At 60.6% G+C, this 15,856-nt stretch carries 14 protein-coding genes and 1 tRNA gene; 12 read left to right on the top strand and 3 right to left on the bottom strand.

The genetic code is table 11. The annotated features are described in order from the left end of the window. Positions 1–66 precede the first annotated feature (66 nt). The gene (locus C8D82_RS13030; protein WP_116884726.1) at positions 67–1,521 is read right to left on the bottom strand and encodes an amidophosphoribosyltransferase; all 1,455 of its coding nucleotides are present in this window, start codon (positions 1,519–1,521) and stop codon (positions 67–69) included. 135 nt (positions 1,522–1,656) lie between these two features. After that, on the bottom strand, positions 1,657–2,442 hold the full coding sequence (locus tag C8D82_RS13025; protein ID WP_116884725.1) for a helix-turn-helix transcriptional regulator: 786 nt from the start codon (positions 2,440–2,442) through the stop codon (positions 1,657–1,659). A 147-nt stretch (positions 2,443–2,589) separates the two neighbouring features. On the opposite strand from C8D82_RS13025, the gene C8D82_RS13020 reads away from it, so the two are divergent. The 8 genes from C8D82_RS13020 (at position 2,590) to rplQ (ending at position 11,083) form a co-directional block, all read left to right on the top strand. Continuing rightward, positions 2,590–3,828 (top strand): prepilin-type N-terminal cleavage/methylation domain-containing protein, encoded by a 1,239-nt coding sequence (locus C8D82_RS13020; protein ID WP_133245197.1) that lies wholly within the window; start codon positions 2,590–2,592, stop codon positions 3,826–3,828. Next, positions 3,828–6,347 (top strand): FG-GAP-like repeat-containing protein, encoded by a 2,520-nt coding sequence (locus C8D82_RS22155; RefSeq protein WP_116884723.1) that lies wholly within the window; start codon positions 3,828–3,830, stop codon positions 6,345–6,347. The genes C8D82_RS13020 and C8D82_RS22155 overlap by 1 nt, the downstream gene beginning before the upstream one ends. Before the next feature lie 81 nt (positions 6,348–6,428). Next, on the top strand, positions 6,429–7,952 hold the full coding sequence (locus C8D82_RS13010) for a sodium:solute symporter family transporter (RefSeq protein ID WP_116884722.1): 1,524 nt from the start codon (positions 6,429–6,431) through the stop codon (positions 7,950–7,952). A gap of 355 nt (positions 7,953–8,307) precedes the next feature. Further along, entirely contained in the window at positions 8,308–8,424 is a 117-nt protein-coding gene (gene rpmJ / locus C8D82_RS13005) for a 50S ribosomal protein L36 (RefSeq protein WP_116884721.1), read from the top strand. A gap of 41 nt (positions 8,425–8,465) precedes the next feature. Further along, on the top strand, positions 8,466–8,861 hold the full coding sequence (gene rpsM / locus C8D82_RS13000) for a 30S ribosomal protein S13 (RefSeq protein ID WP_116884720.1): 396 nt from the start codon (positions 8,466–8,468) through the stop codon (positions 8,859–8,861). A gap of 98 nt (positions 8,862–8,959) precedes the next feature. Next, a complete protein-coding gene (gene rpsK, locus C8D82_RS12995) occupies positions 8,960–9,406 on the top strand; it encodes a 30S ribosomal protein S11 (RefSeq protein ID WP_116884719.1) in 447 nt (148 codons plus the stop codon). A 160-nt stretch (positions 9,407–9,566) separates the two neighbouring features. After that, a complete protein-coding gene (locus C8D82_RS12990) occupies positions 9,567–10,583 on the top strand; it encodes a DNA-directed RNA polymerase subunit alpha (RefSeq protein ID WP_116884718.1) in 1,017 nt (338 codons plus the stop codon). Positions 10,584–10,585: 2 nt separating this feature from the next. After that, positions 10,586–11,083, top strand: a complete 498-nt coding sequence (gene rplQ / locus C8D82_RS12985; RefSeq protein ID WP_116884717.1) for a 50S ribosomal protein L17 — start codon at positions 10,586–10,588, stop codon at positions 11,081–11,083. A gap of 1,006 nt (positions 11,084–12,089) precedes the next feature. Here rplQ and C8D82_RS12980 read toward each other — a convergent pair. Further along, positions 12,090–13,172, bottom strand: coding sequence for an NADH:flavin oxidoreductase (locus C8D82_RS12980; RefSeq protein WP_116884716.1), 1,083 nt, complete (start codon positions 13,170–13,172; stop codon positions 12,090–12,092). Between the two features lie 331 nt (positions 13,173–13,503). Here C8D82_RS12980 and C8D82_RS12975 point away from each other — a divergent pair. The 4 genes from C8D82_RS12975 (at position 13,504) to C8D82_RS12960 (ending at position 15,845) form a co-directional block, all read left to right on the top strand. After that, positions 13,504–13,579, top strand: a tRNA-Lys gene (locus tag C8D82_RS12975). Between the two features lie 79 nt (positions 13,580–13,658). Further along, positions 13,659–13,886: a large ribosomal subunit protein bL28 gene (locus C8D82_RS12970; RefSeq protein WP_116884715.1), complete on the top strand. Its 228-nt coding sequence runs from the start codon at positions 13,659–13,661 to the stop codon at positions 13,884–13,886. A gap of 87 nt (positions 13,887–13,973) precedes the next feature. Further along, positions 13,974–14,159, top strand: a complete 186-nt coding sequence (locus C8D82_RS12965; protein WP_116884714.1) for a symporter small accessory protein — start codon at positions 13,974–13,976, stop codon at positions 14,157–14,159. Positions 14,160–14,237: 78 nt separating this feature from the next. After that, entirely contained in the window at positions 14,238–15,845 is a 1,608-nt protein-coding gene (locus tag C8D82_RS12960) for a sodium:solute symporter family protein (protein ID WP_116884748.1), read from the top strand. Positions 15,846–15,856 lie beyond the last annotated feature (11 nt).

Here is a 15,856-nt window from a genome sequence, read left to right as displayed (position 1 = left end):
AGCCGCCGTCGCCACCGGCAAGCTGCCGGCGGCGTAAGCCGCCTTCGGCGGATTTTTTAGATTTTTTTATTTTTTGAGGTCGATTTGGGGAGCTTCGTCCTCCACATCCCGTCCCGTCCAGCAGTATGTGCACACCTTCGACGGTTCCACGCCGATCGCCTCGATCAGCTTTTCAAGGCTCTGGTATTTCAGAGAATTCAGCCGCAGCTCCTTGCGCACTTCCTCGACCATCGCGTTGTATTTGTCGGTGCCGTATTCCAGATATTCCCGGATCACGTCGTCCGTCAGCTCCCGGGTTTCCAGCTTGGCGATTGCCCGCCGCGCCGCCAGATCGAGTTCACTGCGGGAACGCGAGAAATTCAGGAACTTGCAGCCGAAAGCCAGCGGAGGGCAGGCCGAACGCATATGCACCGATTTCGCTCCCCGCTCATAGAGTCGCACGACCGTGTCCTTGAGCTGCGTGCCGCGCACGATCGAGTCGTCGCAGAACAGCATCCGTTTGCCTTCGATTTCGGTCTGTACCGGAATCAGCTTCATCCGGGCCACCAGGTCGCGGACCGCCTGATTCTGCGGCATGAAGCTGCGCGGCCAGGTCGGCGTGTATTTGACGAAGCTGCGGCGATACGGCTTGTGGCAGGCGTTGGAATAGCCGATCGCATGGGCGATGCCGGAATCCGGGATGCCGCAGATCGAATCGATTCCGTCGAGGATATCCGCATCGGCCGCCGCCATGGATTCGCCGTTGCGGTAACGGGCGCTTTCGGCGCTGATGCCCTCGTAGCAGCTCGACGGATAGCCGTAGTAGACCCAGAAGAAGGTACAGAGCTTCATGGTGTCGCCGGGAGCGCGCTTCTGAATCACCTCTTTTTCGGTGATTTCGACGATTTCACCGGGGCCGAGCTCGTATTTCAGCTTATAATCGAGGTTCGGGAAGGCGGTGGTCTCCATTGTGACCGCGAAAGCGCCGGGCTTTTCCCCGAGAATCACCGGAGTGCGGCCGTAACGGTCGCGGGCCGCGTAAATTTTGTTGTCGATCAGGATCAGGATCGAACAGGAGCCGTCGATCACTTTCTGGGCGTATTCGATTCCCTCGACGATGGTCGGCTTGCGGCCGATCAGCATGGCGACGATTTCGGTCGGATTCAGTTCGCCGCAGCTGGATTCGGAAAAGTGCGAGAAACCGCGGTTGAACGCATCCTCGGCCAGTTCCTCGATGTTGTTGATTTTCCCAACCGTGACGATCGCGTAATTGCCGAACCGGCTGGAGATGATCAGGGGCTGGTCCTCGTAGTCGCTGATGATGCCGATACCGGAGTTCCCGGCGAATTTGTCGATGTCGTCGTCGAACTTGGAGCGGAATTGGGCGTTGGTGATATCGTGGATCCGGCGGGTGATGCCGTTTTCGGGATCACAGACGGCCAGGCCGCCGCGTTTGGTTCCCAGGTGGGAGTGATAATCAGTTCCATAAAAAATGTCGCATACACAGTCGTGATCCGCGACGACGCCGAAAAAGCCGCCCATAGATAGCCCTCGAAAATGTGTTGAAAGTGATCCTTTTTAATTTACAGCCGAACGCTTCTGATTGCAACCGTTTCAGCGGGAAAAACCGATTTTATCCGAATCGGCAAACGGATATCGGCCGCTCCCTGTGACGCTTTACCGGGGAACATCGCCGGAAAGAACTTTCTTGTCGTGGTCGCGATTCAGCGCCACGCGGTACTCGCCGGGCGTGCAGCCGTGTATTTTGCGGAACGCGCGGCAGAAGTAGTGCGGCTGGTTGAAACCGCATTGGAAGCCGATTTCGCCGATCGAAAGATAACAGTTCAGCAACAGCTGCCGGGCGCGGTTCATCCGGATGCGGTTCAGGCTCGCCAGCGGACTTTCCGAAAATTCACGCCGGAACAGCAAATGCAGATGGCTTGGACTGACGCCGCAGGCGTTCGCGACCTCCGCCACTGAAATGTTCCGGTTGTAGTTCTCCTCAAGGTACGCCATCGCCCGCGCGGCGGCCGGGGAACGCCCCCCCTCCCGCTGCAGCCGGTTTTCACGGCCGGTCAGGTAGCTGAGCAGCACGCCGAGCAGCCGGTCCGCCTCGCGGTCCAGCCGGGCGGTTTTCAGCGATACGATCTGCTCGAACCAGCCGGGCGCATAGCGGTCGCCCTTCACGTCGAGGATGCGGGCGGAGCAGTCGAAACACTCCTGCTGCGCCTCGAAAATCACATAGACGGTCGTTACGCGCCCGGAATTGAGCTGCCGGTGCGACATGCCCGCCGGAACCACGATCACCGAACCGGCTTTCGCATGCTGTTCCTTTCCCGGAAGCACATTCACGCACTCGCCATGCACCACGAGGATGATTTCCGTGCCATTGTGGGAATGTACGGAAGTCGGCTTCTCGCTGTCGTATCTGTCTGCAAAATAAACAACTGCGTCGGAATTCACCGGTAGGCCTCCATTTCACTTAAATAGGATTGTGATATAATATCATCAAAAAGTGATATTGTCAAGGCTTGTTTTTTCCTGCATTTATGACCATAATATTCAGTGTAACGGAAAAATGGACCGGATTGCCAACACAAGGAGGAACCAATGAAACACATTTTTACCTTAACTGCACTGTCCGTAATGCAAGCTTGCCGAATACACGACGGTTCCCCATCTGTTCTTCAGCCCTTCACTCCCGTTCCGCTCCCCCGGCCCCACGTTCTCTCTTCCGCTCCCGCTCTGCGCAAAAGAGAGGGGTTCGGGGGAGAGAAAGCGGCGACCAGCGCCGCGTCTCTCCCCGTACCAGACCTCCCCAACCTCTCACATATTTCCGGCAAGCTCTCACACTTCCGCCAATGCTCTGCAAGCGGCAAGTCGGAGCAAAAACGTGACGGTATCTTTCCGCAGAAAAGCGGGAAGATACCGTCACGTTATTGCGAATCTTCCTTCCCCGCCGAGCGATCGCCGTTCCGCCTGTCGACCGTCCCGTACCCGGCACCGGCACCTTGCCGGACGCAGGGGGCGCGGCACGAGGCGGACACGCCCCCCGCATCCGGCCATGTAAGGCTGTTCACTCTTATTGAGCTGCTAATTGTGATCGCAATCATAGCGATACTGGCGGCGATGCTGCTGCCTGCCTTGAACAAGGCGCGCGACCGGGCCAAGGCGGTCAGCTGTCTTGGAAACCTGCGGCAGATTTCGCAGTTCGGGACGATGTATGGGGTTGATTTCAAAGGGCAGTTTCCGTTCCAGATGCCGGGACGCAGCCAGAATGCGACGAACCACTACTCTTCCTATAATGTACAGCAGGGCTTCACCAACCCGAGCCGGCGCCAATCGTGGGTCGGCGCGTTGTATGATTATTATACGAAAAACAAGTCTTTGTTCAAATGCAGTGCGCTGATCACCCGCGACAGCGGTTCTTCCGCGCCGGACGAGGACAACGAAATCGGTTATCTGGCCAACGGCGTGGTCGCCTCGGTGCCGCTGCACCGGCTGCGGCCTTCCCCGAACCGGCTGGTGGCTTACTTCGACCGGTACGCGCTGACCGGTTCATCGGATATGCGTCCCTATTTCGCGAAGAGCGGCGCGCTGGACTACAACAGCTTGAGCACGGAGGAGCTGTGGGTGGCGTGGATGCGGATCGGCAACGGCAACCTGATCTCGGAGCGTCCGCATGGCGGCCGCAACTATGCGTTCGCGGACGGCAGCGCGAGGTTCGCCCGCTGGACGGAGGTTACCAGCGGCTGGTTCGGCCTGCTGATCAACGGGGAGGACCAGCATGAGGCGATGGTCAACGGCTATGAGGCCGCCGGCCGGGCCGGAAAGCTGTGGGTGAAGTGATGAGGTGCGTTCTGCTTTTTCTGGCGGTTCTGGCGGTTGCGGCGCTCCGCGGCGCGGAAACGGAGTGGCGGGAGCTGGTAACGGCAGGCTCCGCGTGGACGCTGACCTTCGACCTTGAGGTGGAGCGTTATCCGGATGGGGGACGGGGCCTGTGGGACGACCGTTCGCCGATGACCCTGCTGCGTCTCTCCGGCGGCACGGACCGCCACGCCCTGATCCTGCGGCTGGACCGCAAACGCATCCAGCTGGCGCTGCCGGGCTTCAAGCCGGAGCCGTCCGTCACCGGCGGCGCGGTGATCGACCCCGGAACACCGGTAGCGGTCCGGCTGGACTGCGACGGCCGTGTTTTGCGGCTGTGGGTGAACAACCGCCTGACCGCGCGGCTGGAACCGGGCAGGCCGTTCGGCTCCTGGAAACAGTTGCGGACCGGAAGCGACCTGAAGGAACGCCGGCCGCTGGCGGGAAAGGTGGCGAACCTGAACTGGCGGGCGGGAGTGGTTCCGGCCGGAGTGCCGGGGGCGGCGCTGCCGGTGAACCTGCCGTTGGATCATGGATATCCGGCGCTGCAGTGCGAAAAAGAGGCGCTGCATCCCTTTATCGACCAGCTGCATGTGATTGCGGCGGCGGTGCCGTGGTTTTCGGCGGAGCCGCGCGACCTGCTGCTGCACGGTTATCCGAATATGTACGGTTTCCGGCTGGCGGTCTACCGTTTCCTCGGATTGTCGCCGGAAGGACTGCCGGTCTACGACGCCGGAACCACGGTGAGCGAACTGCCCGGAAGCCACTTTCAGGCGGAGCTGTTGCCCGGCGGGGCGTTCCGGCTCTGGGCCAGGGGGACCAATTCATTGTTCGGGCCGCAGGCACTGATCCTGCTGGAGAATCGCGGCAAGCCCGGCAAACCGGAATTTTCGGACCCGGTCGAAGTCCGCATCGGCGGAAAGACACTCCGGCAGGCGCTCGACGGCGCGGGAGAAAGCGGCTTCTTTTTCGGCGATCTTGACGGCGACGGCGTCACGGACCTGATTGCCGCGAAGTGCCATGAACCGGCCGAAGGGCCGTGGCCGCTCGGCGAAAAGCCGTGGACCGGGCGCGAAACCCGCTATCTCGGCAGGGACAAGGGATACGATGTGCGCGGCCGCTGGCTGGGGCGCGAGCGCGTCACCGAGCTGTTGTGGGCCAGGGGGGGCAGCGTCGGCAGGGGACGGGCGGAGTTCGCCGCGTTCCGGCCGGTCTGGTTCCGCAAGCCGGGCGTGCCGTTCACCTGGAAATCCGGGGAATCCGAACGGGCGCTGGCATTGTGGCGCGATTCGGACGGCGGCCGTTTCCTGCTGCACACCGGTTCGGTGGACGAGCTGCTGGCCTTCCGGTTTTCGTTTCAGGATGGGGAACCGGTGATGGCGGAGCCGATTCCGTTTCTCGCCGCCGGGCCGGAAATGGCGGAGACCTATTTCGCATTGAAGCTGAACGTCGTCGATCTCGACGGCGACGGCAGGCCGGAACTTCTGGCCGACGGCAACCCGGGCAAAATTGCGGTGATGCGCGGCGGCCGGGCCGGCGATTTCCGGGAAGCGGGCTGTGCGGTGATGCGCGGCGGCAGCCTCGCCGGGGAGACGCTGGTGTCGCCGTGGCGGACCGACCTCGACGGCGACGGCAGACCCGACCTGCTGCTGGCGGATGCATCCGGTTTCCTGACTTTCTGGCCGGGGACGGCGGATCCGCTGGTGTACGGCGCACCGGTGCGGTTCACGTCCGCCGGGAAGGAGCTGCATGTGCAGGCCGGTTATTCCGGATCGATTCAGGGGCCGAATGAAAAGCGGTGGGGATATCTGAAAGTCACCGCCGGCGACTGGGACGGCGACGGCCGCCAAGAACTGCTGACCGGCGATATCGAAGGCAGGCTCAGGCTCTACCGGGTGGCGGCGGCTCCGGCCGCTCTCGGGGAAGCACGGGAATTCACCTTGAACGGGCGGCCGTTTCGCGCCGCGTGGCGGAGTCGTCCCGCCGTGATCGGCCGGGAGTTCGGCTACGGCGGCGAACCGCGCGCCGCGCTGCTGCTGGTCGACTGGGACGGCGATGCGGCGGTCGGAATTCCGGCGGCTGCGGGCGGCGTCGATTTCAAACGGGTGGAAAAACTGCGCTACCGCGACGGCGGCGTGCTGCGGATGTGCGGCGTCTCCGGGCAGTGGGGGCGTACCGCGATGACCGTCGCCGACTGGGACGGCGACGGCCGCTGGGATATTCTCGCCGGTTCCCCGAACGGCTGCAACGCCTTCATCATGGGCCGGAAAATACCGACCAAGGCGACGGTGTTCTTCCTGCGCAACACCGGCAACAACGCCGCGCCGGTATTCGAACGGCCGGAGCCGCTGGCCGGAGCCGACGGCGCGCTGCTGAATTTCGGCGTGCACAATGCGACGCCGTGCCCCGCCGACCTCGACGGCGACGGCAGGCCCGATCTATTGGTCGGAGCCGAAGACGGCAAGGTGTATTATTTCAAACGCGATCAACTGAAAGACTGAACCTTATGACGATGGCAGCCATAATTGGATCATACCGGTTCCGATCTGCTGTTCCGGTACGGCAGAAAGGAGTGCTGAACCATGTGCCGGTTCGGTGATCTTGCAGCGATCGTGCTCTACTTCGCCGCGATGGCAGCGATGGGAATCTATTTCGCGAGAAAAAACAAGAGCACCGAGGAGTATTTCCTCGGCAACCGCTCCTTTCCGGGGTGGGCGGTCGGGCTGTCGATGCTCGGCACCTCGATCAGCTCCGTGACCTTCCTGGCGCTGCCGGCTGCGTCGTTCGCGCTGGATTTCCGCCAGTTCGTGCAGTCGTTCGGCATTGTGGCGGCCGCGGTGCTGGCCTGCTGTTTCTTTATCCCGTTCTTCCGGCGGGGAAAGATGACCAGCGCCTTCGAATATCTGGAAGCGCGGTACGGCGCCGTCGTGCGCTGTTATGCGGCGGGCAGCTTCATCATCCTGCAATTCGTGCGGCTGGCAACCATCCTCTATCTGATGGCGCTGCCCGCCGCCGCGATGACCGGCTGGAACATCTTCGCGATCATCCTGATCACCGGCATTGTGGTGGCGCTTTACACTTCATTCGGCGGCTTCGAGGCGGTGATCTGGACCGATGTGGTGCAGACGATCCTGCTGCTCGGCGGCGGCATCCTTTGTTTTGTGCTGATCGCCTGCAAACTGCCCGGCGGCTTCCGGCAGATTTTCGAAATCGGCCTCGCGGACGGCAAGTTCAGCCTGGGGCCGATGAGCCTGGCGTTGAACGACCGGACTTTTCTGGTGGTGCTGCTGCTCGGAATCGTCGGTTTTACGACCGAATACTCCGGCAACCAGAATGTGATCCAGCGCTACATCGCCGCGAAATCCACCCGCGAAGCGCGCAAGGCGACGCTGCTGTGTGTCGGAATGAGCCTGCCGACATGGGGGAGCTTTTTCTTCCTCGGCGCATGCCTTTACGCCTATTATCAGGTGTTCGGCCGGGAGCCGATCGCGGGATTGGAGAACGATCAGGTGCTGCCGCATTTTATCTTCACGCATATTCCGCCGTTTATCGCGGGCAGCATCATCGCGGCCTGCTTCGCGGCGGCGATGAGTTCGTTGTCCAGCTCGATCAACAGCATTGCGACGGTCGCGACAGTGGACTTCTACCGCCGGTTCGGCCGGAGCGGCGGCGACCGCCGTGAACTGCGGTTCGCCAAGCGGCTGTCGATGCTGGTTTCGGCGTGGATGATCGGCGGCGCGGTGCTGATCCACTATATTCCGAAGGAGAGCATCAACGACCTGACGATTGTTCTCGGGTCGCTGCTCGGCGGCGGGCTGCTGAGCATCTATATGCTGGGCTTCTTCACCGTTCGCGTCGGAGAGAAGGCACTGCTGGCCGGGCTGGCCGTGGCGCTGTTGGTCAATTTCGCGATGCTGCTGCATGAATTCGGGGTGATCGAGCTGCCGGTTCACTCCTATTGGGCGACGATCCTCGTCAATGCGGTTCTCGCCGTGGTGGCCTGGCCGCTGTCGCTGTTGTGGCCGAACCGGAAAGCGACCGACGGCCTGACTGTGTGGGATCGCCAGGCGGGAGGTGCCTTGAAAAGGTCCGGTAAAGTTCAGTGACGCGATTCAATTTGCAAATGCTCCGGCGCAAACATATATTTATGTGAAACTATGGATTCCCGCGGCAATAAACTGATGCCGGCACGGCATTGCGGGTGAAAAAATCGTGAAAAAAAAGCATGGCTGCTTGATATCTGGAATAATTGTGATATTTTATTAAATCAAAATTATGCGGGAGCGTCTTCATATCGCCTTTCCACCGCTCGTGACGGCGTGACTCGCAAATGTCTCAAATCAGGAGTTGCTTTGGGTCCATTGGATTTCGCAGATTGTTGCGAAAGGGATGATCGACGCTTGATTTGGGTTTTTGTGCTTCTGTGGAAAACGGCTTCGAAAAAGCAAGGTGAGGTAAGTTATGAAAGTCAGAGCATCGGTAAAACGCAGATGCGAATTTTGCCAGATCGTCAAACGCAACGGCACGATCCGGGTCATTTGTTCCCGCGACGCGCGCCACAAGCAGCGTCAGGGCTGAAACGGCTGAACGGCAATTTTTAACGAAATAGGAAACAAGATATGCCTCGTATTATTGGTGTTGACATTCCGGGCAACAAGCGCGTCGAATTTTCGCTGCGTTATCTTTACGGCGTCGGCCCGGCCAAAGCGCTGGAAATCATTCAGAAAGTCGGTATCGATCCTGACCTGAAAGCCAAGGACCTTACTCCGGACCAGATCGGTGCGATCACCAAAATTCTTCAGGACGACCTCCTTGTCGAGGGCGACCTGCGCCGTACCCTGGCGGCTGACATCCGCCGCCTGCAGCAGATCAACTGCTATCGCGGCATCCGCCATCGCCGCAGCCTGCCGGTTCGCGGCCAGCGCACCAAGACCAATGCCCGTACCCGCAAAGGCAAGAAGGTTACGATCGGCGCGATCCGCGACAAAACCCAGCGGCGTCTGGCCAAGGCGTAAGAGCCTGGCCGCGGATTTCAGGCATGCGGAGGATTCCGCGGCGGCCTGAAACGGGACGAATCGAGTTTGATAATTGGTTAATCAGGAATTGAAATATTATGGCAGAAGAAGTTAAGAATACCGAAGTCGCCGAGGTTCCGGCTGAAGGCGCGGCTGCTGCGGCACCCGTCGTCAAGCAGCGCGGCAAGACCGGGCGTTACGTTCCGTCCGGCATCGCTTATGTGCTGGCCACGTTCAACAACACCAAAGTGACTTTCACTGATTTGCACGGCAACGTGATCTGTTGGTCGACCGGCGGCAAGAACGGTTTCAAGGGATCGCGCAAGAGCACCGCGTATGCGGCTCAGGTGATCGCCGGCGACGCCGCCAAGAAGGCGCAGCTGGTCGGCATGAAGGAAGTGGAAGTCCGGATCAAGGGGCCGGGCGCCGGTCGTGAATCCGCGGTCCGCGGCATCGCCGCCGCCGGGATGGAAATCAGCACGATCAAGGATATCACCCCGGTTCCGCATAACGGCTGCCGTCCTCCGAAGCGCCGCCGGGTCTGACCCGACCAATTCGGGTGGAGCTTCCGGCGTACCGGCCAGGATTTGAAGTGCGGATCGGCCGCGTGAAGAATCGAACGGCCGCCGCTTAAGAAGCCGGAAGTTTTCCGGAGAGCTTATGTTGAAAGAGTGCTGAAAAGCATAATCAATTTGGAGGATAAATATGACTGCTGCAATCGGTTTTCCGATGCCCAAGTCGATCGTCGTTGACGATGCGACCGTGACCGAAACCTATGCGAAATTCATCGCGGCTCCGTTTCAGAGCGGCTTCGGTCATACGCTGGGCAATTCGCTGCGCCGGGTGTTGTTGTCTTCGTTGGAAGGCGCGGCTATTTGTTCGGTTCGAATTGACGGCGCGAAACACGAGTTTGACTCGTTGGACAATGTGGTCGAGGATGTGACTGAAATCGTCCTCAACCTCAAGTGCGTGCGGCTGAATCTGCACGCCGAGGGTCCGAAAACGCTGGAAATTCGCAAGGACAAGGCAGGCAAGGTCACCGCGGCGGATATCGTCTGCGACAGTACGGTCGAAGTGCTGAATCCCGATCAGGTGATCTGCACGCTGGATAAATCCCTGCCGTTTCGCGCGGAAATCGAAGTGATCAAAGGCAAGGGATATCTCCCGGCTGAAAAGAACACCGCGCCGCGTTCGATCGGCACGATCCCGGTGGACTGCCTGTTCAGCCCCGTGACCCGTGTCAACTACCAGGTCGGCGCCGCCCGCGTGGGCGAAGAGACCGAAATGGACAGTCTCGAACTCGAGATCTGGACCGACGGCCGCATCTCCCCGCAGAATGCGCTGGAAGAGGCCGCCCGGATTCTCCGTGACCATCTGCAGCCTTTCATGGGCAATCAGGTGGTGGAGAAGGATGTGGTCCTGACTGAAGAAGAGACCAAGATGTTCAAGCTCCTGTCGCACGACGTCGAAATTCTGGATCTTTCGGTCCGGGCGATGAACTGCCTCAACAGCGCCAACATCAAGCTGATCGGCGAGCTCTGCACCAAGACGGAGAGCCGGATGCTCAAATATCGGAACTTCGGCAAGAAGTCGCTGGATGAAATCAAGGAAAAAATTGAAAAACTCGGGTTGGAGCTTGGCATGAGCTTCAGTGACCGTCTGATGGCCGCTCTCGAAGCGGAATCGGTGCGGGTCCGTTCCGAAGTCGAGGAGACTAAGTAATTATGCGTCACAGAGTAGACACTTTCAAGGTCGGTCGGTCCAGCGCGCATCGTCGTTCGATGCTCGCGAATATGGTCAGCAGCCTCTTCGAGCACGGCTCGATCCAGACCACCGTCGTCAAGGCCAAAGCCGCCCGCAGTTTCGCCGAGCGTCTGATCACCATCGGCAAAAAAGGCGATCTGCATCGTCGCCGTCTCGCGGTTTCCAAACTGCGCGACAAGGGTGCGGTGAAGAAGTTGTTTGATGAAATCGCTCCGGGATATGAAGGCCGCAACGGCGGTTATACCCGCATCCTGAAGCTCGGCAAGCGTCGTGGCGACGCCGCGGAAATGTGCATCCTCCAGCTGGTGGAAGTCGCCGCCGTCGAGGAAGCCCCGAAGAAGGAAGCCAAGGTTGCCCCGAAGAAAGCCAAAGCCGAAGAAGCCCCGAAGGCTGAAGTGAAGGCCGAAGAAGCTCCGGCGGTCGAGGCCAAGGCTGAAGAAGCCCCGAAGGCTGAGTAAGCTGTTTTTGCTTGTTATGAAAAGACCGGTTCCGTTTGGAGCCGGTCTTTTTTTATTATGGTGGATACAAAGCGTCTTTGGAGTGTGCTGTCTTTGGGCTTGCTCCTGCGACGCGAAGCGTCTTTGGAGTACGGAGATTCATCTCCGTTTTCAAGTCGCACGTGAGTTTTATACTCGGCTTTGCATTGCATCAAGAACAGGCAAGGTGCCCGGAGGGTAACAACTTTTGAGCGCAAGAACAGGCGGGGCTGCCCGGAGGGTAGTAAGCACCGCACCTCCGGCCTGCGGATGGCTCCGGAGGGCCCGGTTGCGCCCTCCGGACCTCCCCGTCCGGACTTAGACTCACGTGGACTTGTGATGCACTTCCGCTCGCGGGCGCGGCTTCGCCGCTTACTTGTCCGCCTGCGGCGGCCAACTCCTCAACGTTCGCTGCGCTCACTACGCCGGAGGGGCTTCGCTCTCTACGTTCGGCTTCGTCACTACCGTTCCTCGTTACTTGCCAAAGGCAAGTAATTCCCTCACATTCGTTCGCGGCGCTAACCGCGCTTGTTGTGCGCCGCGTAAACGGCGATGTGGCCTTATTTGTGCGCCTCGTAAATGGCTTTGCCGACCGACCAAGGCCTGCCTGTACCGGCAGCCCGCACGCCCCCCGTTGGGGTATTGGCGTGCGCACCCGGCCGCGGCACCTTGCCGCCGCGGCGCTGACCGCGCTTGTTGTGCGCCGTATAAATGGCCATGGAGAACCAACCAATACTTTGCCTGTACCGGCGGCCCGCACGCCCCCCGTTGGGGCATTGGCGTGCGCACCCGGCCGCGGCACCTTGCCGCCGTGGCGCTGACCGCGCTTGTTGTGCGCCGCATAAATGGTAATGGAGACCAACCAAAGCTCGCCTGTACCAGCCACCGCACGCCCCCCGTTGGGGCATTGGCGTGCGCACCCGGCCGCGGCACCTTGCCGCCGGTGGGGTTCCGGGGCAACGCACCGGACCGCAGGAGGCATCTCCCGTTACCGGGTGGCGACGGGGCAGCGGAAGCCGCGTCCGACGAGAATCGGGCGGAAGCAGCCGTTGCACCGGACGCAGGCCGCCGGGCGGAGGTCGCCGGAGCGCCAGCGTTCGATCAGTTCGGGTTCGCGGATCAGGGGGCGTGACAGGGCGATCAGGTCGGCGCAGCCGTCGTGGAGCGCCGCGTTGCAGGTTTCAAACCGGGTGAAGCCGCCGACGAGAATGACCGGAATGTCGATCCGGTTGCGGATTTTGCGGGCGATTTCGCGATAATAGGGAGGTTCTCCGGCGTTTCGGAGGCTGCCGAAGCCGGGACGGGAGGCGGGGATGCCGCCGGAGAGTTCGATCGCGTCCACGCCGCGTTCCTGAAGTTCTTCGCACACGCTGCCGCATTCGGCGGCGGTGAAGCCGCCGTCGGCGAAGTCGTCGGAATTGATCTTGACCAGGATTGGAAAGTCGCCGCCGACGGCGTTGCGGATGGAGGAGACGATTTCATAGAGCAGCCGGGCACGGTTGGCGAGCTCGCCGCCGTACCGGTCGGTACGTTTGTTATAGACCGGGGAGAGGAACTGACTGAGCAAATAGCCGTGAGCGGCGTGGACCTCGACGGCGTCGAATCCGGCTTCATGGGCGCGGACGGCGGCGGAGGTGAAAAGATCGACCAGTTCCGCGATGCTGGATAATGTCAGCTCGCGGCATGGCGGGCGTTGGGTTCCGGCTGCAAACGGCGACGGCCCTGCGGCGGTTTCGGCGTCGGCGGCGAGCCCGCCGGCGTGGGCGAGCTGCAGCGCGATTCTGCCGCCTGCGGCGTGAATCTGTTCGAGCGCGTGTTCCCACGGGACGACGCATTCGTCCCTTCCGGCGGCGGCCTGGTTGCGTCCGGCCCGGCCTCCGGGGGAGACGAAGGCGTGGCCGGAGATGATCAGCCCGATGCCGCCCCGGGCGAGTTCCGTGAGCTTTTCGGTCAGCACGGGAGTGTACAGGCCGTCCTCGCCGCACAGCCCTTCATGGGTGGCGGAGCGGACGAAGCGGTTCGGCAGCACGAGCCGGTTGATCGTGACCGGCGCAAACAGTGATTCAGACATAAGACCTCTCTCCTCTTCATAACTCAAGGGGGCCGTACCGGCCGGAGGGCCGTCGGAGGCGGATACAAAAAAGAAAGCAGGCTTTATATTCTCGCGTAGACAAATGTACAATAAGCTCAAAAGAGAGCCCGATGCTTAAATTGTTCCGAGATTGACCTGCTTTCTGATATTCACTATATATCTAACTTGATTAAAGTCAAGGGGGCGAGGGTGAAATTTTTTTCGTTTTGGTTTAAAACCCGTTTTTTTTGTAAAAATGGCTGCTTTTTGATTTGAAAAATGCGGAATCGGCATTATTTTAATAACTCGTTGTCATCAGGTTTTATCAGGTGGGATGATAGCTCAGTCGGTAGAGCATCGCCCTTTTAAGGCGGTGGTCCCGGGTTCGAGTCCCGGTCATCTCACCATTTTTTCAGACATATTTGGTTGAGTTTAACATAAAGTCTCCGGTTCAGCGGCGCTGCATCGGGAGAAACGAGGGACAAAATGAGCAAGTTTTGTGAAATGTGCGGCAAGGGCAAGGCCCACGGCGGCTGCATCACCCGCAAGGGTTTGGCCAAGAAGGCCGGCGGCATCGGTATGCACGTGGTGAAGAACGTGAAGCGTACGTTCGAAGCGAACCTCCAGAATGTTCGAATTAACGAAGGCGGCACGGTCAAGACGGTCAAGATGTGCGTTCGCTGCATTCGTACCGGCAACTTCACCAAGGCGTAAGCTGCGCCGGAGATTCGGAAGTTGGATTGGCGGACGAGGTCTTTCTCGTCCGCTTTTCGTTTTTTCCGGGAGGAAAGGGACTGAACTATGCTTGGACTCGGTGACGGACAGACCGCCGCGGCGCTGATCGCCTGTATCGGCATTACCGTGATCGGCGTGATCTACGGCGCGGTCAACTGGAATTCCGGAGATTCCGACGGGGAAGTGCGGCGCCGGAAGCGCAGGCGCGCCGCCGCCCGGAGACGCCGGAAAAAGAAGAAACACAATCGGTAATTGCAAGGAACGATAATGGAACTGTTATCGATGCTCTCTCCCGCAGCCGCCGCGGTTCATGCGAATCCGGACAGCGGCATGAATACACTCGTGCTGGGGGCGCTGATCGCAATTTACATGCTGGGCATCGGCTATCTCGGCTACCGGGGGTTCCGCAAGACCAGAGGCAGTCAGGATTATCTGCTGGCCGGGCGTTCGGTCAACCCCTTCGTGATGGCGATGAGCTACGGCGCGGCGTTCATCAGCACCTCGGCGCTGGTCGGCTTCGGCGGGATCGCCGGGCAGTTCGGCATGGGGCTGATGTGGCTGGTTTTCATGAACATCGCGATCGGCATCGTAGGCGCTTTCATCTTTTTCGGGCGCCGCACCCGCCGCATGGGGCTGGCGCTGGACGCCCACACCTTCCCGGAGTTCATGGGAAACCGGTTTCAGTCCCGCGGGCTGAAAATATTTCTCGCACTGATCATTTTCCTGTTCATGCCGCTCTATTCGAGCGTGGTGCTGATCGGCGGCGCCCGTTTCCTGCAGGAGGTGATGATGGTCGATTACGGCTGGGCGCTCGGGGTGTTCGCGGTGGTGGTCGCGTTCTACGTGGTTTTCGGCGGGCTTAAAGGTGTGATGTATGTCGACGCGCTGATGGGGACCGTGATGATCGTCGGAATGCTTTCGCTGCTGGTGATGTGTTACTGGAAGCTCGGCGGGATCACCACCGCCCATCAGGCGCTGACCGACATGGCCCCGCTGGTGGCGGAGCGGCTGCCGCAGGAGGCGGCGCTCGGCCATCAGGGATGGACCTGCATGCCGCGCTTCAACTCGGTCTGGTGGTGGACGCTGGTGTCGAGCCTGATGCTCGGCGTCGGCATCGGCGCGCTGGCGCAGCCGCAGCTGGCGGTGCGCTTCATGACGGTTAAAAGCAGCCGGGAACTGAACCGGGCGGTGCTGATCGGCTCGGTGTTCATCCTGTTCACGGTCGGTTCGGCCTATATGGTCGGGGCGCTCTCGAATGTATTCTTTTACTACACCGGCCACGGCATTGCGGACGGGATTCAGGGGAAACTTTCGATCGAGGCGGCGGGCGGCAACCCCGATTTGATCATCCCGATGTTCATCCGCGAGGCGCTGCCGCCGGTGATCCTGTATTTGTTCTCGCTGACGCTGCTGTCGGCGGCGATGTCGACGCTGAGTTCGCTGTTCCATGTGACCGGTTCGGCGATCGGCCACGACCTGTTCCGCAACCTGACGAAGAAGCAGGGGGACAGTACGCTGATCACCCGGCTCGGGGTGGTGTTCGGCATCGCGGTCAGCGTGATTCTCGGGATCGTGCTGCCGCCGGGCATCATCGCGCGCGGCACCGCGATCTTTTTCGGCGTCTGCGCGGCGTCGTTCCTGCCCTCCTACGCGGCGGCACTCTACTGGCGCGGCACGACGCGGGCGGGAGTCTGGGCGAGCATTTCGGTCGGCGTCGGCGTGAGCCTTTTCGGGCTCTTTTTCCTGCACCGCAAGGAGTCGGCGGCGCTGGGGCTTTGCCGGGCGCTGTTCGGAAAGTCCGAGCTGATCGGCACGTTTCCGTGGCCCTATGTGGACACGTTCGTCTATTCGCTGCCGCTGTCGCTGGCGGCGCTGCTGGTCGTCAGCCGCCTGACCGCGAAGCTGCCCGAACAGCACCTGAACCATTGTTTCAAATAATATAACGATAC

This window comes from Victivallis vadensis (genome assembly GCF_003096415.1).
Taxonomy (GTDB): domain Bacteria; phylum Verrucomicrobiota; class Lentisphaeria; order Victivallales; family Victivallaceae; genus Victivallis; species Victivallis vadensis.
The sequence above is the reverse complement of the archived record's forward strand: the minus strand, read 5'-3'. Positions and strand labels throughout refer to the sequence as shown.